Annotated in this window: 17 protein-coding genes; 6 read left to right on the top strand and 11 right to left on the bottom strand. The window is 72.4% G+C overall.

Annotated elements, in window-relative coordinates:
• Window positions 1–70 precede the first annotated feature (70 nt).
• The gene (locus tag FBZ33_RS01175) at window positions 71–1,471 is read left to right on the top strand and encodes an FUSC family protein (RefSeq protein WP_255508676.1); all 1,401 of its coding nucleotides are present in this window, start codon (window positions 71–73) and stop codon (window positions 1,469–1,471) included.
• A gap of 10 nt (window positions 1,472–1,481) precedes the next feature.
• On the opposite strand, the gene FBZ33_RS01180 is transcribed toward FBZ33_RS01175, so the two are convergent.
• From FBZ33_RS01180 to eccB, 8 genes are all read right to left on the bottom strand, one after another.
• On the bottom strand, window positions 1,482–2,126 hold the full coding sequence (locus FBZ33_RS01180; RefSeq protein WP_099850094.1) for a C39 family peptidase: 645 nt from the start codon (window positions 2,124–2,126) through the stop codon (window positions 1,482–1,484).
• Between the two features lie 269 nt (window positions 2,127–2,395).
• Window positions 2,396–2,803 (bottom strand): pyridoxamine 5'-phosphate oxidase family protein, encoded by a 408-nt coding sequence (locus tag FBZ33_RS01185; RefSeq protein WP_141907701.1) that lies wholly within the window; start codon window positions 2,801–2,803, stop codon window positions 2,396–2,398.
• Between the two features lie 31 nt (window positions 2,804–2,834).
• Window positions 2,835–3,176, bottom strand: coding sequence for a YkvA family protein (locus tag FBZ33_RS01190; protein ID WP_088951252.1), 342 nt, complete (start codon window positions 3,174–3,176; stop codon window positions 2,835–2,837).
• Between the two features lie 33 nt (window positions 3,177–3,209).
• Window positions 3,210–4,007 carry a hypothetical protein gene (locus tag FBZ33_RS01195; protein WP_099856953.1) on the bottom strand — a complete coding sequence of 266 codons (798 nt, stop codon included), beginning with the start codon at window positions 4,005–4,007 and terminating at the stop codon, window positions 3,210–3,212.
• Between the two features lie 154 nt (window positions 4,008–4,161).
• On the bottom strand, window positions 4,162–4,518 hold the full coding sequence (locus FBZ33_RS01200; protein ID WP_141907702.1) for a hypothetical protein: 357 nt from the start codon (window positions 4,516–4,518) through the stop codon (window positions 4,162–4,164).
• A gap of 206 nt (window positions 4,519–4,724) precedes the next feature.
• Window positions 4,725–6,008, bottom strand: a complete 1,284-nt coding sequence (locus tag FBZ33_RS01205) for a WXG100 family type VII secretion target (protein ID WP_141907703.1) — start codon at window positions 6,006–6,008, stop codon at window positions 4,725–4,727.
• Window positions 6,001–6,369: a hypothetical protein gene (locus FBZ33_RS01210; protein WP_088951255.1), complete on the bottom strand. Its 369-nt coding sequence runs from the start codon at window positions 6,367–6,369 to the stop codon at window positions 6,001–6,003. Before FBZ33_RS01210 ends, FBZ33_RS01205 begins: the two co-directional genes overlap by 8 nt.
• Window positions 6,370–6,458: 89 nt before the next feature.
• Window positions 6,459–7,994, bottom strand: coding sequence for a type VII secretion protein EccB (gene eccB, locus FBZ33_RS01215; RefSeq protein ID WP_141907704.1), 1,536 nt, complete (start codon window positions 7,992–7,994; stop codon window positions 6,459–6,461).
• 160 nt (window positions 7,995–8,154) lie between these two features.
• Between eccB and FBZ33_RS01220 the strand changes: the two genes are divergently transcribed.
• Window positions 8,155–9,339, top strand: coding sequence for a type VII secretion protein EccE (locus tag FBZ33_RS01220; protein ID WP_141907705.1), 1,185 nt, complete (start codon window positions 8,155–8,157; stop codon window positions 9,337–9,339).
• Between the two features lie 16 nt (window positions 9,340–9,355).
• Here FBZ33_RS01220 and eccD read toward each other — a convergent pair whose 3' ends face one another.
• Complete coding sequence (gene eccD / locus FBZ33_RS01225; RefSeq protein WP_141907706.1) at window positions 9,356–10,753, bottom strand: type VII secretion integral membrane protein EccD; 1,398 nt, start codon at window positions 10,751–10,753, stop codon at window positions 9,356–9,358.
• 165 nt (window positions 10,754–10,918) lie between these two features.
• Here eccD and eccCa point away from each other — a divergent pair, with 165 nt between their 5' ends.
• From eccCa to FBZ33_RS01240, 3 genes are all read left to right on the top strand, one after another.
• Entirely contained in the window at window positions 10,919–14,884 is a 3,966-nt protein-coding gene (gene eccCa, locus FBZ33_RS01230) for a type VII secretion protein EccCa (RefSeq protein WP_141907707.1), read from the top strand.
• Between the two features lie 206 nt (window positions 14,885–15,090).
• The gene (locus FBZ33_RS01235) at window positions 15,091–15,399 is read left to right on the top strand and encodes a WXG100 family type VII secretion target (RefSeq protein WP_088951260.1); all 309 of its coding nucleotides are present in this window, start codon (window positions 15,091–15,093) and stop codon (window positions 15,397–15,399) included.
• Between the two features lie 25 nt (window positions 15,400–15,424).
• A complete protein-coding gene (locus FBZ33_RS01240) occupies window positions 15,425–15,703 on the top strand; it encodes a WXG100 family type VII secretion target (protein WP_088951261.1) in 279 nt (92 codons plus the stop codon).
• Between the two features lie 79 nt (window positions 15,704–15,782).
• Here the strand turns inward: FBZ33_RS01240 and mycP are convergent, their stop codons facing one another.
• Window positions 15,783–17,015 carry a type VII secretion-associated serine protease mycosin gene (gene mycP, locus FBZ33_RS01245; RefSeq protein ID WP_255508677.1) on the bottom strand — a complete coding sequence of 411 codons (1,233 nt, stop codon included), beginning with the start codon at window positions 17,013–17,015 and terminating at the stop codon, window positions 15,783–15,785.
• Window positions 17,016–17,066: 51 nt separating this feature from the next.
• Entirely contained in the window at window positions 17,067–17,402 is a 336-nt protein-coding gene (locus FBZ33_RS01250) for a MarR family winged helix-turn-helix transcriptional regulator (RefSeq protein WP_088951263.1), read from the bottom strand.
• Window positions 17,403–17,629: 227 nt separating this feature from the next.
• Here FBZ33_RS01250 and FBZ33_RS01255 point away from each other — a divergent pair, with 227 nt between their 5' ends.
• Window positions 17,630–18,358 carry a carbonic anhydrase gene (locus tag FBZ33_RS01255; protein WP_141907708.1) on the top strand — a complete coding sequence of 243 codons (729 nt, stop codon included), beginning with the start codon at window positions 17,630–17,632 and terminating at the stop codon, window positions 18,356–18,358.
• The last annotated feature ends 36 nt before the right edge of the window (window positions 18,359–18,394 follow it).

Raw genomic sequence — 18,394 nt, forward strand, 5'->3', positions numbered from 1 at the left:
GATCGGTGGGAGGTGTGAGGCCCAGGTACCCCCACGGGGCTGCACAAACCCATGGACGACGATGCGTTGCATGACACAGGTGGGGCCGGTGGTGGGGCTGATGCCGGATCGGCACGACTGCCCCGCCGTGGCCGGGGTAAGCGCCGCCATGGCCGACGACCGCCCACCCGCCGACCGCGCCCGGTCGCGGTTCGACGAGGCTGCCGAGCGGAGCGGTCAGGCCGTCCAGCGGGCACGACACCGGGGCGGACAGGCCGGCAGGATCCGCGCCCGCCAGTGGGAGGTCACCCTGGTGATCTCCATCCAGGCGGGACTGGCCGCAGCGATCGCCGCCCTGCTCGCCCAGAAGCTGCTCGGGCAGGGATCGCACGTCTTCGCACCCGCAGCCGCCGTCGGTACGATCGCCACCGCCATCGGCCAGCGGGCCCGACGCACGTTCGAGCTGCTGGGTGGCGTGGCCCTGGGCATCATCATCGGCGACACGCTGCGTTTCCTGCTCGGCAACGGTCCGTGGCAGACCGGTGTGGTGGTCGCCCTGGCCATCGCCGTCGCCTTGCTGGTGGCCGGGAGGGGCGGCCCGCTGGTCGGTCAGGCCGGCGGTACCGCCGTGCTGATCGCCACGCTGGCCCCGATGGAACGTGGCCTGGAGCTACCCCGGATCTTCGACGCGCTCGTCGGCGGGGCGGTCGGGCTGGTGGTGGTCGCGCTGTTGCTGCCGGTGAACCCGATGCGGGTCCTGGACCGCGCCGCAGCGCCGATCTTCGCGGTTCTCTGCGAGCAGCTCGCCGAGCTGTCGCAGGGGTTGCGGGACCGCGACGGGGACCAGACGCTGCGCGTCCTCGATCGGCTGCGGGGCACCGAGGACGACGTCAGCAGGCTGCACGAAGCGTTGAGCGGGGCGGAGGAGGTGGTGACGCTCGCCCCGGTCCGCTGGCACCGCCGCGAGCAGTACCACCGGTACGCCCGCAGCGCGGATCACCTCGAACGGCTGCTGCTGGACACCCGGGCCCTGGCCCGCTGGTCGTCGACAGCCCTCCAGTACGACGAGCCGATCCCGCAGCAGCTGCCGGACGCGATGACCCGGTTGGGTCAGGCGGTGGCGGAGATGCGTACGGAGTGCCGCGTCGGCGACGACCCACGACGCACTCTCCGGTTGATCGAGGAGTGTGCCGAGTTGGCCGGGCAGGCTGCTGCGAGTGGGGTCGAATCGTTCGGCGAGTCCCTGGTTACCGGGCTGCGTACCGCGGCCAGCGACCTGCTCCGAGCGTGCGGTTGTGAACCCGACGACGCCAACCGGATCGTGCGGCGGGCCGCCGGCGCCGGTGAGGCGGCAGTTCACCCGCTGGTCCGGCGACAACTGCACCGCGTCCGGCCGACGCGGGCCCTGCGAGCTCGTCGGCGCGCGCACCTGGCCGCCCGGATGCGGATGGCGAACGGGCCGGCCTCCCCGCAGGGGAGACCGGCCCGGTGACACCGTCAGATCAGGAGGAGTAACCGCGCTCGGCGATCCAGTTGGCGACCTTCGGCAGGCTCATCCAGTACTCGCCCAGCGTCGGGTCGGCCGGGTCGGCGACCCGGATGCTGTCCCCACCGTCGCGGTAGCCGACGAGCGTCAGGTAGTGGCCACCCTCGTACGAGTGCGGGTTGCCGTCGGTGTCGACGGTCGTGCCCTTGATGTTGGCCACCACCGGCCGGCCGGCGTCCACCGCGGCCAATACGTCCCGGCGCAACTGTTCGACCTGGTCGGGCCGGGCCACGGAGTCACGAATCTCGGTGGTCCGGTACTTGCCACCGGTCAGTTCGTTCAGCACCCGGGTGGTGTCCAGGGCTGAGGGGGTGCCGGCCTCGGTGGTGCCGAGCAACTTGGCCACCTCGTCCTGGGAGAGCGCCTTGCCCTGTGCGGACAACGCGATCCGGGTCGCGGCCGGGCCGCAGTAGTAGAAGTTGGGCTGGGCCTGGTAGTCGATGCCGAGGACCCGCTCGGCCGAGCGCTGCGTCTGGCTCGACGAGGTCGACGCGGAAGGCGCCGGGGCGGCTTGGGCGGCTACCGCGGGGCCGAGGGCGCAACCGCCGGCGACGAGCAGGCCGACGACGGACAGACCGCTCTTCTGGACGATCGGGTTCATGGTCGAGTCTCCGTTCGGGGGTTGACGCCTCCGACAGGCGGAGGGCGCAGCACCGGGAATGGCGCTCGGCTCATCACGGGGGCGACGACCAGCGGCGGTCCGGGCCACTGGCGTACCGGGGACGTAACAGCCCTGCTCCGGCCGGCATTCCGCCGGCCGCGGGCGCGGGCGTCGCGGACCATGTCCAACGGCTGCCGGCCGGGAGGGATTCCGGCGAATCGGGCTGCGCTGACCGTGACCCGTCCGGACGACCCGTCACACGGTCGGGGTCAGAGGCTCCCCAGGAGCCGGGTCACGGTGATCTCGATGACGACCCGCTCCGGATTCGGACGGGGGGTCCGATACCGCTCGGAATAGCGACGCTCGGCCTCCGCCACGGAGGCGGGATCCGACCGCAGGACCGCGCGGCCCTCGATGGTCAGCCAGCGGCGGCCATCCACGTGGCACACGGCCACTGCCGCGCCCGCCGGGCCCGCAGCGGCCACCTGACGGGCCTTGCGGGACGCGCCGGAGGTGATCACCCGGGCCAGCCCGGCCGCCGGGTCGAGGGTGACCCCTACCGGTACGACGTGCGGGGTGCCGTCGGCGCGCAGGGTGGTCAGCGTCGCGAGGTGCCGTTCCGCGCAGAAGGCGACAACGCGCTCATCGCGCACATCCAGTCGATGATCGCCCGCCATGCCCGTCCCCTGTCCGCCGAACCGACCCCGATCATGGCACGCGACGGTGGGCGTGGTCCCGATCCGGCAGGGCGTCCGGCTGACCGGGCAGTTGTCGACCGGCCGCCCGTCGTTGGTGCACCAGCCGGGTGAGGTAGATCAGCGCGGCGGCCAGGACACCCATGTCATCCAGGTAGATCGGGTCCGGGAGCACGTCGACCGGGAAGATCGTGTAGATCAGCGCCCCGTAGAAGGCGAACTTGCCGCCCGCACCGAGCCCGGTCAACATTCGTCGCGTACGCACCACCCGTACCGCCAGCACCACGGCACCGACCAGTGTGGCGATCGCCAGGATGCCGGCGACCACCACGAGCACCCACGCCTGTCGGGACATGCCGTCACGCTAACCCACCCGGCGCCGTACGGCTCAGAACGCGGGCACCGTCGCCCGACCGCGAGCGATCACCTTGTTCTCCCGGGTCTGGTCAACTGCCGGCCGGACAACTTCGCTGAGCGGCAACACCGACGCCGACTCCGCGACCCGCCGTCCGGTGGCGGCGTGGGCCTCCTCGCGCAGACTGCGGGCCGCCGCCACTGCCAACTCGGCCGCCCGCCAGGCAACCTGCTCCTGCTCACGGGCGGCGGCGTGCCGGGCCGCCAGGTTGTCGCGGATCGCCCGTTGCAGCACCAGCTCCTGCTCGACCGGGTGCAGCCGGGGGTCCCAGCCGTCCCGGTGCGCGAAGACCTCACTGAGCTGCTCCACCGACAACTCCCGCCGCCAGTACGCATCGAGGGCGGCACGGTGCAGGTAGCGCTCACGATCCACGTACTCCGCCGGGGTCCGGGCGGTGTGCGGCAGCGGCATCGCGGCCGCGGCGGCGAGCCGTCGCACGGCTGCCTCGGCCGCTTCGTACGTCTGCCAGGCTCCCTCCACGGCCTCCTGCGCGGCCACCCACTCCGCCCGGCGGCGCTGCGCGGTGGTGGTCGCCCGCTCCGCGGCCACCGCGACCTCCTGCGCGTAGCGGCTCTGTTCCCGTTCCTCCTGCGCGTGTTCGAGTTGGCTCGGCATGGCCGCGCGACGGATCCGGGCGACCGGGTCGAGGCGAAGTCGACCGGGCCGCAGCAGGAGAGCGGCGACAGCGACAGCGACCACCCCGAGCAGGCTCAGCCAGATGACGGCGGCTCGGGACAGGTCGGGCAGGACGGCGGAGAGGACGGTTTGCATGATCAGCACCTCGCGCTCGAAGGCGGGTATCGACGGGTGTCAGGAGGAGCCCGACGGGGCCGGTCGGCCGGGAGGTGGGATCGTGCCGTCAGCGGCAACTCAGGTGCCGCGACGGATCACCCGCAACCGGGCCCCGGGGACAGCCGGGCCTGGATCAGCGGGTGGGCGGGCCGCGCCGCGCCGCGGTGCCACGGCCGGGATCGATGGCCGGCGCGTGCCCCGGGACCGCAGTGACCGGACCGGGTGCGGCGATGGTGTCGACCGCGCCGGCGGGCGGGGCGGCAGGCTGGCCCGCGCGCTCGGCGGCCGGCACGGCATCGGGGCGGACGGTGGCCACCCGGCTGCTCACGGCACTCGGTCGCGCAGACGTCGGGGCGGGCGGTGAGGTCGCAACGAGAGCGCCACCGAGGCCGACCGCGAGCACCAGTGCGGTGACCGCCAGTCGGGTCATCTCGCGCAGTGACCGCAGCACAGCCCACCGGGCTGGGCGGACACAGGCTGCGGACGACACCCGACCAACCTATCGCCCGACCCGGCGCGCCGCAGCACGGCGACCGCCGGTTCTGCCGTGACCGCCACCACCATGCGCACTGTGGACGCCGAATATCGAGACCCGGGAAAGGCGGCGCCCCCGGCCGGAGCTGGTCCGGTCGGGGGCACCCTGTGTCGTTCGTCCGGCAGCGCCGGGGGCGCCTGCTCGCCCGTGGCGGATAACGGTCAGTCGCTGGCGCCGAGCACGGGCGGCGCTGCGTTGTCGCCGTCGCGCCACACCATCTCGTCCTCGGTCAACCAGGTCAGCCGCTCATCGGAGTCGCCCTCCTGAGGCCGACCCCGTCCTCCGAGCACGCCGGAACCGCTGCCGCCCGCTCCGCGGCCGCTGCCGGTCGCGCCTGCACGACCGCCACGCTGGCCGTCGATGCTGCGCCCGATCCCGCTGGCGGAGCGACTGTCTGCCGGGGCGGCCGCACCGGTCGGGCGAGCCGACGTGGTGGGCGTGCTGCCCGAACTGGCGAGCGTGGCGGTGCGGAGGACCCCGCCGGCCGGTGCCCCACCCTGTCCGCCGTAGAGCAGACCGGGGCCGGTGCCGGCGCCAGCGGTCACGGTGGTCGGCCCGGACAGGCCAGCCAGCCCGGCGGCACCACCAGCGACCAACGCGCCGCCGACCAGCGGGTCCGCCCCGGCGAGTGAGGTGCCGCGGACATCGACATCGCTGCCGACGCCGATCGTGCCGCTGCCGACGGTCGGCGCCCCACCGGTGCCGGGGACGCTCTGCTCGGGGAACGAGCCACCGCCGGTGACCGGCGGCGCGGCGGCGCGGTCGGGCCGCACGATGGTCGCGCTGCCGGTGTGCGCGGTGACGCCGGTGCTGCTGGGACCGGCGGTCGCCGTGGCGATGCTCGGAACGCTCCGAGGGGACGTCGGGTCCTTGCTGACCGTGTCGGGAGTGTCCGGTCCCGGCAGGGGCGGGTCGACCACGCGGTCGTAGGCGGAGATCTCGTAACCGTCGGCCAGTTTGGCCACCAGTTTCACCATCCGCTGGTGGGCCTTCTCCTGCTCTTCCTTGTCCTGCTGGTGACCCGCGAGGCCCATGACCACGGCGCCCGGCAGACCGAAGGTGATGGCACCCTTGGCCGCACCGGACAACGCCTTGTCGTTGTCGTCGGTCTCCTCCGGGCTCTCGGCCTGCTTGCGGGCCGTGCGCAGATGGTCGGCCATCATGGTCAGCCCCTGCTTGACGCCGGACATCCCGTCGCTCAGCGCGTCGGAGTGGGCGACGATCAGGCTGAGTCGCCGGTGGAACTCACGACCGGCCGAGCCCGTCCAGGTGTTGCCGAGCTTCTCCAGGTCGCCGCTCAGCTCCCGGCTGAGACCGTCCAGGATTCCCTTGAGCTCGGCCCACTGGGCGGCCACACCCTCGATCTGCTCCGGCTGGCCGGCCATCACGCCGTCGTAGAGCTCCTGGTGGCTGCTGCCCTCGTAGCGGTGGGTGGAGTCAGACACGCCCGTCCTCCTTCGGCTGCAACGCCTGGTCGACCCCGGTCAGCGCGGCGGTGACATCGGTGGCGTTGGCCGCGTTTCGTGCCTCGGCGGTGCGGTAGTTGCTCAGGATCGTGCTCGTCGCCTGCTGTGCCGCCAGCACCGCCCGCCGCACGCGCTCAGCCTGGTCGACATAGGACTGGTGGACCTCGCTGTAGCGGCGCGCCTTGTCGGTGGCGTCGAAGAACGAACCCAAAGCGGGTGGGCGGCACTGCATCTCAGTGTTGAGCTTGCGCAGCACCGACTCCACCTGGCTCAACCGCGATGCCAGATGCAGGTGGAAGTCCTCAAGGGACAGCAGGTCGACTTCCGTACGCCCGGTCATGGCAAACATCCCCGTCGTTCTGGTTGACAACCGTCAGCGACACTCAGGTTAGTCCACCACTGCGACACGGGGCGACCCGTCACGGCTGCTCAGCCGTCGGCTCCCGTCGATCCCGAGGCCGTCGGCGTCGCGCCGACCGCCCCACCGGTCGGCGGCGCCGTGCCGTTCGTCGGAGGAGATGGCGCCGGCCCGGTCGGGGATGCGGCCGCCGCCGACCCGTCGGGCGAGAAGACCGAGAGCGCGTCCTCACGCTTCAGGGTGGGCCCGGTCGGGATCAGTGCGAGCAGCGAACCGGGCACCGCGAGCGGAGTGACCCCGCCGTAACCGAGCACCCCCAGCGTCGCCTCCGAGCCGAGCGGGTATCGGATGCCCTGTGGGCTGATCAGGTAGATCGTCGAACCGGCGGCACCGGAACCGCTGGTCCCGGCACCCGGTGAGGCCTGCGCGATGACGCCCTTGCCGCCGGGCAGCAGGACCGCCTCGGCGGTGCGTACGGCGTCCCGCCTGGTCTGTGGCACCGGCACCGCGCCCGGACCGGTCGCGGTCAGCTCGGTCGGCACCCGGTCGAAGACCTCCAGGGTCGTGGTGGGAGGGCCGCCGGAACTGCTCGCCCGGTACGTCGCGCAGAGGGCGGTCCGACCCGACGTGGCCGGGTGGAAGGCGGGCATCGTCTCCGGCAGCCCCTCCTCCTCGACCCGCTGCTCGACATACAGCTCGCCCGCCTGATTGGGGGTGATGTCGGTGATCTGACCGCCGCCGCCGACCATCAGCAGGGCGGTGATCTCACTGATCGACGCGAGGCCCTCCCGGGCGAGCACGTAGTGCCGCCCGGCCGCGCTGAACACCTGACCGATCTTGGCCGGTCGGCCGGCCACCGTCCGGGTGCTGGACTCGCCCTCGCCGGCCAGCGACGGCTTGCGCAGCGGTGGCCCGGCCGGTACGGCGTTGAGCAGTTGCTGCCCGACCCGCAACTGCGCGGCGCCGGGCAACTTCAACGCCGTGATCGTCCGGTCACCGCCGAGCACCTGGAGCCGGATGTTGTTGGTGACCAGGTACTTCTGATCGTCCACCACGACCAGCACCGCCCGGTCGCCCAGCGGCACGCCACCGGGCAGCGCCCGGTCGATCACCACCCGGGTGCGGGAGCGCTGCGGGTCGACCGGATCGGGCACGTCGCAGACCGACCAGGGCAGGCCGGTCAGCGACTTGCGGTCCGGTAGAGCGTCCGGCGCCCCGACGATGCCGAGGGTCAACCCGCGTGGACGGTCCCGCAGTGCGGCCTGGGACATCGTCCGCACCTCGGCGTCGGGCTTGTCGAGGATCAGGCGGGCTGACGCGTAGTTGAGCGTCGGATGCAGCTGCCCGCTCATGAAGACGTACGTTGCGCCGGTTTCCCGTTCGATGACCAGGGTCTGGTCGTTCAGCGGCGCGGTGTTCCCGGTCAGTTGGCCGTATGCGCCGACGCCACCGAGCACGACGGCCGCGGTGATGACACTGCCGAAGACGGCCATGCCGAGCCGCCGCATCGGCAGGTTGGTGGTCTCCGGATCGCCCGACAGCAACGCGGAGACGATCCGGCGGGTGACGAAGCGGTACGCCTGCACCTGATCGCGGCGGGTCCGCATGACTTACCTCCGGCGGGGTGGATCCGCGACGATCAGGTCGGGGTGCCGTCGCGGGCTTCCCTACGATAAGGGGCCGACCGGGGTTCCTCGGGACCACCGTTCGTGGCCGGCACCGGACCGACCCGGCGCAGAGTCGTACGTGCAGGAGGGACAGTCAGCGATGACGCAGGTTCAGGCACGACCCGCCCGAGCGGCCACGGACCCGTCCACCGTTGCGACGCGGTCGACGCCGCCGACCGACCGGCCCGGCCGTGGACGGGTCGGCCCGGTGCTGGTCGGGCAGCTCGTGTTGGTGGAGTTGTGCGTGGTCGGCGTCTGGGCCGCATCGGCCGGGCCCGGTTGGGTGCTCCCCGTGGCGGGCGGCGCGGCGGTTCTGGTCGTCCTGGCGACCTTCGCCCGCAGGGGTGGCCGCTGGTGGTTCGAGGACCTGCTGCTGCGCCGGCGGATGCGACGTCGCGGTGAGCGCGCGTCGGCGGCGCTGGCCGGCGGCACGGCCACCGACCCGCGGTTGGTCGCACTCGCCCCAGAGTTGAGTTTCATCGAGTTGACCGACCGGGGCACCCGGCTCGGCATCGGGCAGGACGCTCAGGGGTGGTTCGCCGCTGTCGCGTTGCAGTCCGCCAGCGGTACGACGGTCGGCTCGGCGCACGCCTCCACCGTGGATCGGGTTCTGGGCGTGCTCACGGACTTCAGCGCCCCGGTCTCCCGGGCCCAGGTCGTCGCACACACCCTGGTCTGGTACCCGGCGCCCGGTGCGCCGCCAGCGGCTCACCGGACCGTCTGGGTGGCACTGCGGCTCACCGTCAGCGACGCGCGGGTCGAGGCGGTGAGCAGGGGTGGCGGGCTGCCCGGCGTACACCGGACCGTGGCTGCCGGGATCGGTCGGCTCGGCAAGGCGCTGACCAGCGCGGGTCTGGCGCATCGGCCGCTGGGTCGCGAGGAGCTGCGCGCGGCCGTCGTCTCGGCCGCCGGTCTGGATCTGGGCCCGGAGGCGCCGACGGAGACCTGGCGAGGGCTGCGCGGCGGCGGTTGGACCCACCGGTGCATGACCCTGCGGGGTCGTTCGGACGCGCCACTCGGTCCGCTCGTCGACGCGATCACCGCGACCTCGGCGCCGTCGCACACGGTTGCCGCGACGGTGTCGGTGGACGGCCGGGTGGCGGCGCCGCTGCTGCGGGTCGCCGCGATGGACAACCACGTCGAGGCGCTGGTCAAGGTGGTACGTGACGTCGCCCATCGGACGGGCATGTCCGCCCGACCCCTGGACGGTCAGCATGGTCCGGGCGTCTACGCCACCGCGCCGGTCGCGTCCGCGCTGGGTGTCTCCGCCCGACCGCAAGCGTAGGGACCGGCGCGGGCGGTCAGGGCCGGAGGTTGACGATCCAGCCGTAGAGGCCGCACACCCAGAAGGCGAGCGGGACCAGCGCGATGATCAGCAGGATCTCGGCGATGTCGAGAAGGCGGCCCCAGACCGGCGAGATGCGCTTGCCGGCGACGCTCAGACCGTAGATCAGGCTGACCACGGCGGCCAGCACCAGCCCGCCGAGGATCAGACCGAGTCGGACCGACAGCGACCCGTCGGCGAAGGTGGCCGCAGCGGCCAGGCCCAGCCCGACGGTGCCCGCCAGCAGCACCGGGGTGCGCTGCGCGCGGCCCAGGAGCGGCCGGGCCCGCAGCAGCGACAGCAGGGCCAGCACCAGGCACAGCAGCACCGCCGGCAGGCGTCCGTCGAGGGCCAGCACGAACTGCGCGCCCAGCACCAGCAGCGACACCGTCCACAGCAGACCGGTCATGAACTGGTCGGCGCGTTCGCTGCGCTGCAGCACCTGCCGGCCGTCCACCGACTCGGTGTCGGTCTTCAGGTCCTCCGGGCCGGTCGGGATCGACGGCACCGGCAGTCTCGCCAGCCGGTAGGCCATCATCGGCAGCGCCGGCACGACGCCGAACGCCACAGCGGCCACCACCGCCGCGGCCGCCGGCGCGTCCAGGCCGAAGACCAGGCAGAGCAGTGCGCCCAGGCCGGTCGCGGCCCCCACCCCGATCGCGGCGAAGAAGAGGGGGTACCGGTCACCGACCGCCATCACGGCCACCGCCCCGGCGACCACCGCGGCGGTCGCCGCCAGCAGCACGTGCGGGCTGGCCAGCTCGGTCAGCGGCCGATCACCGGCGAGCAGCAGCAGACCGCCGGTGGCGGCGTGCACCAGGCCGACGATGGCCAGAACCGCGCCGGTCTGACTGTCGCCGACGGCCCTGGACAGCACCGCCGCACCCACCAGCAACGCCACCGCGACCAGCAGGGCGGCCACCGCGCCGGGCAGGTGCGGCGGGCCGGCGAAGAGCGCGGCCAACGCACCGGCGCCGAGCGCCGCCGCCGCGAAGACCACCGCGAAGGACCGGGTCGCACCGACCTGCCAGGCACCGGGGCGTTGGTTGGTCGCGGTGGCGACCGCATCCACCACGTCGTCGAAGACGATCTCCGGAGCGGCCGCGGACCGGGGATTGAAGTAGAGCACTTCACCGTCACGGACACTGAGCTGCGCAGCCGTACGCCCACCGTCCAGCGGCGCACCGCCCAGTCTGGACAGTGCCCAGCCACCGTGCCGCGCGCCCTCGTCGGCCATGTCCTCACCCGCGTAGCGCAGCAGGGTGGGAAGCAGGTCCGCCATCGGGACGTCTGACGGCAGCGCCAGGTCCATCCGGGTACGCGGAGCCACGATGGTGATCCGGCTCAGACCACCGGTCGCCGTGTTCGTCGCCACAGTGGCCTCCAGGTGTGCGTCTGTGATCGGCTGGCCGCGATGCTGCGTCCGGGTCCACCGCGCCCACGGCAGATTACCTACGATGGCGGGCACGTACGATGCCCACCCGCGGGCTCCGGTCCGCGGCGGCACGTCATCAGGGCCGCTTCTGGGGAGGAGACAGCCGTGAGCACTGTCGTGTTCCGCAGGCTCCCGCGTCAGCCGGGGCCCGCCCTACCGCGCGGCGAGGTGCTGCTGGAGTCGCCTCCCGAGCTGCCGGAGCCGACGCCCCGCGGCATGGGGCAGCTGCTCATGATCCTGCCGATGTTCTGCGGGGTCGGTGCGATGGCCTTCCTCTACGCCGGCAAGGGCGGCGGCATGATGACGTACGTCGCCGGTGGTCTCTTCGGCGTCTCGATGCTCGGCATGGCGATCGGTTCACTCGCCAACAGCGGTGGCAAGGACAAGGCCGAGTTGAACGCCGACCGCCGCGACTACATGCGCTACCTGGCCCAGATGCGCAAGCGCACCCGGCGGGCCGCTGAGCAGCAGCGGGCCGCGATGGCCTGGCGGCACCCGGAGCCCGACGCGCTCTGGTCGATCGCGGCGTCCCGCCGCCTCTGGGAGCGGCGGATCACCGAGGACGACTTCGGCGAGACCCGCATCGCCCTCGGCCCGCAGCGGCTGGCCGTGGAGATCGTCCCGCCGGAGACGAAGCCGGTGGAGGACCTGGAGCCCATGAGCGCCATCGCGCTCCGCCGGTTCGTGCGCGCGCACTCGACAGTGCCCGAGCTGCCGACCGCCCTGTCGGTGCGCGCGTTCAGCCGGGTGGCGCTGCGTGGCGACCGCGAGCCCGTGCTCAACCTGACCCGGGCGGCGCTCGGGCAGCTGGCCACCTTCCACGCACCGGACGACCTGGTGGTCGCGGTGGTCGCCGCTCCGGACCGACAGTCGTCCTGGGGCTGGGTCAAGTGGCTGCCACACGCCCACCACAGCGCCCGTACGGACGCCGCCGGCGCGCGCCGGTTGGTCTTCGCCAGCCTGGCCGAGGCCGAGGCCGCGCTCGCCGGTGAGCTGGCGGGGCGACCCCGATTCGCCCCCGAGGCCAAGCCGCTGACCACCGCCGCGCACCTGGTCGTGGTCATCGACGGCGGGGAGGTCTCGCCGACCTGCCAACTGGTGGGGCCAGGGTTGCTCGGCACCACAGTGATCGACCTTTCCGGGACGGTGCCGCGCGACGCGGGCCGCTGGCTGCTCTGCCTCGACGTGGCTGACGGAAGCTCCCTCGACCTGGTCCGGGGCAGCTCGTCGTCGCCGCTGGGTCGACCTGACCAGCTCAGCGCCGAGGCCGCCGAGGGGCTGGCCCGGCAGATCGCCCCGTACCGGCTCTCCCAGCAGCAGACCAGCAGCGACGAGCCGCTGGCCCGCAGCATGGAGCTGCCGGACCTGCTCGGTGTGGGTGACGCCGCGACGGTGGACGTCCAGAACACCTGGCGTCCGCGGGGTCACCGGGACCGGCTGCGCATCCCGCTCGGTGTCGGCCCGGACGGCAACGTGGTCGAGCTCGACTTCAAGGAGTCGGCGCACGAGGGCATGGGCCCCCACGGTCTGGTGATCGGTGCGACCGGGTCGGGCAAGAGCGAGCTGCTCCGGACGGTGGTGGCCGCGTTGGCGGTGACCCACTCGTCGGAGGAGCTGAACTTCGTCCTGGTGGACTTCAAGGGCGGTGCGACGTTCGCCTCGTTGGAGGCGCTGCCGCACACCAGCGCGGTCATCACCAACCTGGCCGACGAGCTGCCGCTGGTCGACCGGATGCGCGACGCGCTCGCCGGTGAGATGGTGCGCCGGCAGGAGCTGCTGCGGGCGGCCGGCAACTACGTCTCCCGCTTCGAGTACGAGAAGGCCCGCTCGGCCGGCGAGCCGCTCGCCCCGATGCCCAGCCTGTTGATCATCTGTGACGAGTTCAGCGAGCTGCTCGCCGCCAAGCCCGACTTCATCGACCTGTTCGTGATGATCGGCCGACTGGGCCGGTCGCTCGGCGTGCATCTGCTGCTGGCCAGCCAGCGACTCGAAGAGGGCAAGCTCCGCGGTCTGGACACGCACCTGTCGTACCGGATCGGTCTGCGTACCTTCTCCGCTGTGGAGAGCCGGATCGTGCTCGGTGTCCCGGACGCGTACGAGCTGCCGAACGCACCCGGTCACGGTTATTTGAAGACCGACACCAGCACGATGCTGCGGTTCCGGGCCGCGTACGTGTCGGGGGCGTACCGGGCGCCGGGGCAGCAGGCCTCCGCGTCGCAGGCGCTGGTGCAGCGGCGGATCGTGCCGTACGGCCTCGACTTCGTTCCGGCCCAGGTCCCGCAGGTGCCGGTGACCACCACGCCCGAGCCGGAGCAACCGGCCGACGGCAAGGCCGTGGCGATGCTCGACGTGCTGATCGACCAGCTCAAGGGTCGAGGGCGTCCCGCCCACCAGGTGTGGCTGCCGCCGCTGGCCGATCCGCCGGGCCTCGGCGAGCTGCTCGGCGCGCTGGCGGTCGACCCGACCTACGGGCTGTGCACGGCGTCCTGGCCCGGGCGGGGGCGGCTGACCGTACCGGTCGGGGTGGTGGACCGCCCGTACGAGCAGCGCCGTGACCCGATGATGGTCGAGCTGGCCGGTGCCGGCGGCAACGTGGTCATCGTCGGCCGCTCACTGAGTGGCAAGAGCACCATGCTGCGTACGCTGCTTGCCTCGTTGGCACTCACCCACACGCCGCGTGAGGTGCAGTTCTTCTGCCTGGACTTCGGTGGGGGCGCGCTGCGCAGTCTCGACCGGTTGCCGCACATGGCGGGGGTGGCCGGTCGTCGGGACGTCGAGGCGGTCCGCCGGACGGTGGCCGAGGTGGTGGCCGTCCTGGACGACCGGGAGACGCGTTTCGCCCAGCACGGCATCGACTCGGTGGCCAGCTACCGTCGTCGCCGGGCCGCCGGTGAGTTCGCGGACGACCCGTTCGGCGACGTGTTCCTTGTGGTGGACGGCTGGAACACGCTGCGCCAGGAGTACGAGGAGCTGGAGCAGACGATCACCACGCTGGCCAACCGGGGTCTCGGTTTCGGCGTGCACGTGGTGCTCACGGCGGTGCGCTGGGCCGAGATCCGGATCAACATGCGGGATCTGCTCGGCACCAAGCTGGAGCTGCGCCTCGGTGACGCGTCGGAGTCCGAGATTGATCGTCGGGCGGCGACGAACGTGCCGGAGAAGTCACCCGGTCGCGGTCTGACGCGCGACAAGCTGCACTTCCTCACTGCCATCTCGCGCATCGACGGTCGTCGCGACATCGACGACCTGAGTGAGGCGTCGCTGTCCCTGGCGGGGCACGTGGCGGCCAACTGGCCGGGGCGTCCGGCGCCGAAGGTGCGGCTGCTGCCGCGCACGCTTCCGGTGGCCGAGCTGGCCCGGCTCATCGACCGGTCGGCACCCGGCCTGCCGATCGGTGTCAACGAGTCGGCACTCGCGCCGGTCTACCTGGACCTGGTCAACGAGCCGCACCTGACGGTCTTCGGCGACGCGGAGTGCGGCAAGACCAACCTGCTGCGGTTGATCGCCCGGGGCATCACCGAGCGGTACACGCCGGCGCAGGCCCGCCTGGTGATCGCCGACTACCGGCGTGGTCTGCTGGGCGCGGTCGAGGGTGATCACCTGCTGGACTACGCCCCGTCGAACCAGGCGTTCGCGCAGGGCCTCGGCTCGATCCGCAGCGCGTTGTCCAACCGGCTGCCCGGCCCGGACGTGACCACCGCCCAGCTGCGCGACCGCAGTTGGTGGAAGGGCCCCGACCTGTACATCCTGGTGGACGACTACGACCTGGTCGCCTCCGGTGGCAGCAATCCGCTCAGCGCCCTGCAGGAGCTGCTGCCGCAGGCACGCGACATCGGTCTGCACCTGGTCATCACACGTCGGGTCGGCGGGGTGTCCCGGGCGCTCTACGAGCCGGTGCTGCAACGGTTGCGCGAACTGGACTCACCGGGCCTTCTGATGTCCGGCAACCGGGAGGAGGGCGCGGTCTTCGGGACGTTGCGGCCGAGCCCGCAGCCGCCTGGTCGCGGCACCCTCGTCCGACGGCGTGATGGCCAGCAACTGATCCAGACCGCCTGGGCGGAGCCGTCCTGACCGGTGTCCGCCATCCGGTGCGAGGTGATCGGCCGCTCAGGTCCGATTCACCACCATCCATCGGACGTCGCCGGTCAGGGCTGCGAGGGCTGGTCCGCTTCCGCTACGGTCTTCACTGGAGTGTCCGTCGGTGGGGTGTTGCTGCCTTGCCGCGGGGGAGGGGTGCGGCGAGTCCGCCACCACAACATGACGGAAGGGTGTGAGGCATGGCGTTCGAGGTCGAAGCAGCGACTCTGCATACCGCCGCGAGTGACGTGCGGTCCACGCGCAGCGAGGTTGACGGCGAGCTGAAGAAGCTCTGGAACGTAGTCGACGACCTGGCGATGGCATGGAAGGGCCAGGCGTCCACGGGCTTCCAGTCGCTGATGACGCGCTGGAGCGAAGACACGAGCAAGCTGCTGACGGCGATGGACAACATCGCCGATCTGCTCGACAAGTCGGGTACGACGCACCAGGTCAACGACGAAGAGCAGCAGCAGATGCTGGACAAGTTCCACTCTGCTCTCAACCCGTGATCCGCAGCCAGCAGAGGAGGAAATCGTGACGATCAAAGTTGACTATGCGGTCCTCGAGAGCAGCAACCAGCAGATGCAGGCCATCTCGAAGACCCTCGAGGAGAAGCTCGACACGCTGCGGTCGATGCTGACCAAGCTCCACTGGGACGGCGAGGACCGGGTTGCCTACGAGCAGCACCAGGCCAAGTGGGACGCGGCGGTCCAGGACATCAACCGCATCCTGAACGAGATCGGCGGCGCCGTCGGCATCGCCCGGGAAAACTACCTCACCACCGAGATGAGCAACTCGAAGGTGTGGGGCTGAGGCATTCGGCGGGGTGGCTCCGGTCCGGTTGATCCGGGCCGGAGCCGCACTGTGTCTGGCCTCGGTGCGGCGGCGCCGGTCAGCCGGCGGCCGCTGAGTCGGTGCGCCGGCCCGGGCGCCAGCCCCGTCGGCGACCACGGGTGACGATCGGTCGCGCGATCAGCAGCAGCACGGTGAGCAGGCCACCGACCGCCGCCGCCCAGATCGCGGCGGGGCGTTGCCAGCCCAGCGGGTCGTCCTGCGCCGGGGGCATCGGGAGGGCGCCGGCGGGCGGGTTCGTCCGGGTGCCCAGCAGGCTCGACACCGCACGGTATGGGTTCACCATGCCGTAGCCGATGTCGGCGTTGTGGCCTTCCGGTGGGTTGTCGGCAGTGCGTTCCAGCCGTTCGGCGATCTGTTGTGGACTGAGGTCCGGGTATGCGGCCCGGACCAGCGCGGCGGCCCCCGAGACGTACGCGGCGGCGTAGCTGGTGCCGCCGTTCGGCTCGCCGCGGTAGCCGGCTCCCTGCGGTGCCGGCCCGATGATGTTCAACCCCGGTGCGGCGATGTCGACGTAGTCGCCGCTGATCGAGCTGCCCACGTGACCGCCCTGCTCGTCCACCCCACCGACGGCGATCACCCCTGGGTACGCGGCCGGGTAACCCGGTCTGTCCTGCTGGCCCTCCTGCCGGTTGCCGGCGGCGGCGACCAGCACCACCCGCTTGGCCAGGGCACGCTCGACGGCGGCTGTCAGCTCGGGTCCGGGAACGGTGGTCAGGGACAGGTTGATGACGTCGGCGCCCTGCTCGACCGCCCAGTCGATGGCCGCGGCGATCTGCCCGGGGAGGTCGGGGTCGTTGGTGTCCTTGAGGTCCGGCAGGACCCGGACGGGGAGGATGCGGGCACCCGGGGCGATGCCGCTGAACGGGACGCCCGTGCCCTCCCGGCCGGCGATGATGCCGGCGATCATCGTGCCGTGCCCGACCAGGTCGCACTGGCCCTGGTTGGCCGGCAGATCGTTGAAGTCGCGGCCTTCGAGCACCTGACCGTTGAGCAGCGGATGGGTCGCGGAGACCCCGGAGTCGATAACCGCCACCGTGACGCCGGCACCCCGGGACAGTGGCCACGCCGAGGACGGCTCAAGCCGGCGCAACGCCCATGGCGTCTCCGTCAGGCTCTCCTCGCTGGCCGGGCCGCAGGAGAGCGCTGCGGCGGCTGCCGGGGTGGGTGCCACCAGGCCGGCGCCGAGCAGAGCCGCCAGCGTTCCACTGAGGACCGCTGTGACGGGACGACGGGACAGGGTGGTCGTGCTCAACGGCGGGCATTCGCGCACCCGCAGAGATTACCGCTGTGCCCGGTCGGGCAGCGGCCCGGCGACCGAGGGTCAGGCCTGGGGGCCGACCTCCGCGGTGGACGGATCGGCGAACAGCGCGAGCAGGGCACCGACCTGGCGGTCGGCCTCGGCGGGATGACGGAACCGGCCGGACGGGTTGAGGGTGTACTCGTTGCGCCGCCCGACGCGGGTGCGGTGCAGGTATCCGCCCGCCTCCAGGTCGGCGACGATCGCCTGCGCGGCACGTTCGGTCACGCCGACCTCGGCGGCGACATCCCGCAACCGGGCGGTGGGGTCGCGGGCGATGGCCAGCAGAACGTGCCCGTGGTTGGTGAGGAATGTCCAGTTCCGCCCACCACCGGTGTCGCCCGCCGCCGTCTTCGTCATCGTGTGACCGCCTCTCCGGATGCCGACCCTGCCCTCGGGGAGTCTGGTCGGCCCTGCCCGGGGTGCGTTACCCAGGGGCGGGCTGAAGTCAACGTATGAAATCCATATCACGTATACCTTGACGCATCTTACGGTGCGTGTGACCGTAAAAGCCGAGCCAGCGCCCGCCGCCGGCCCGGCTCAAGAGCCGGTTGACCAGGTCAGATGCGTCGAGACGAGGTGCGGGGATGAGTCATTCCGGAACGCCCGGCGGACAGCCGGGCCCGCAGCGGACCACCGACCGCGCCCCGGCGCCGAGCGAGCCGGCCCGCGCGTACGCCGAGTTGATCGCCGGCAACCGGCGCTTCGTCGGCGGCGCCCCCCGCCACCCCAACCAGGACGCCGGGCACCGGGCCGCGGTGGCCGACGGGCAGCACCCGTTCGCGGTGATCGTCGGCTGCTCCGACTCCCGCCTGGCCGCTGAGATCATCTTCGACCGCGGGCTGGGCGACCTGTTCGTGGTCCGCACCGCCGGCCACACCGCCGGCCCCGAGGTGCTCGGCAGCGTGGAGTACGCGGTGACCGTGCTGGGCACCCCGCTGGTGGTGGTGCTCGGGCACGACTCGTGCGGTGCGGTACAGGCGGCCCGGGAGGTCGCCACGACCGGCACCCAACCCCAGGGGCACCTGCGGGCGGTGGTCGACGCGGTGCTGCCCAGCCTGCGCCGGGCCGAGACCGAGGGTGTGCAGGACATCGACGGCATCGTCGACATCCACATCGCACAGACGGTCGAGACGCTGCTCGGGCAGTCGCCGGTGCTGGCCGACGAGGTGGCGCAGGGGCGGTGCGCGGTGGTGGGTGTGTCGTACCGGCTCGCCGCCGGAGCGGTCAGCCCGGTGGCCGCCGTGCCGGCCTGCTTCGCGACGCTCGGCGAGGAGGCCGGGCCCCTCGACCCGGCCGCGCCCGCCGCCGCCTGACGCTGACGCGACGAGGGCCGCCCCGCGCGACGCGGA

The organism is Micromonospora sp. A202 (assembly GCF_006715105.1).
GTDB classification, from domain to species: domain Bacteria; phylum Actinomycetota; class Actinomycetes; order Mycobacteriales; family Micromonosporaceae; genus Micromonospora; species Micromonospora zamorensis.

Bases quoted from the DNA above. Each gene is read 5' to 3' on its own strand.
- FBZ33_RS01180 (WP_099850094.1), bottom strand. From the start codon at position 2,126: ATGAACCCGATCGTCCAGAAGAGCGGTCTGTCCGTCGTCGGCCTGCTC.
- FBZ33_RS01220 (WP_141907705.1), top strand. From the start codon at position 8,155: ATGACGCAGGTTCAGGCACGACCCGCCCGAGCGGCCACGGACCCGTCC.
- FBZ33_RS01195 (WP_099856953.1), bottom strand. From the start codon at position 4,007: ATGCAAACCGTCCTCTCCGCCGTCCTGCCCGACCTGTCCCGAGCCGCC.
- FBZ33_RS01210 (WP_088951255.1), bottom strand. From the start codon at position 6,369: ATGACCGGGCGTACGGAAGTCGACCTGCTGTCCCTTGAGGACTTCCAC.
- FBZ33_RS01185 (WP_141907701.1), bottom strand. From the start codon at position 2,803: ATGGCGGGCGATCATCGACTGGATGTGCGCGATGAGCGCGTTGTCGCC.
- FBZ33_RS01250 (WP_088951263.1), bottom strand. From the start codon at position 17,402: ATGACGAAGACGGCGGCGGGCGACACCGGTGGTGGGCGGAACTGGACA.
- eccB (WP_141907704.1), bottom strand. From the start codon at position 7,994: ATGCGGACCCGCCGCGATCAGGTGCAGGCGTACCGCTTCGTCACCCGC.
- FBZ33_RS01235 (WP_088951260.1), top strand. From the start codon at position 15,091: ATGGCGTTCGAGGTCGAAGCAGCGACTCTGCATACCGCCGCGAGTGAC.
- FBZ33_RS01175 (WP_255508676.1), top strand. From the start codon at position 71: ATGACACAGGTGGGGCCGGTGGTGGGGCTGATGCCGGATCGGCACGAC.
- FBZ33_RS01190 (WP_088951252.1), bottom strand. From the start codon at position 3,176: ATGTCCCGACAGGCGTGGGTGCTCGTGGTGGTCGCCGGCATCCTGGCG.
- FBZ33_RS01255 (WP_141907708.1), top strand. From the start codon at position 17,630: ATGAGTCATTCCGGAACGCCCGGCGGACAGCCGGGCCCGCAGCGGACC.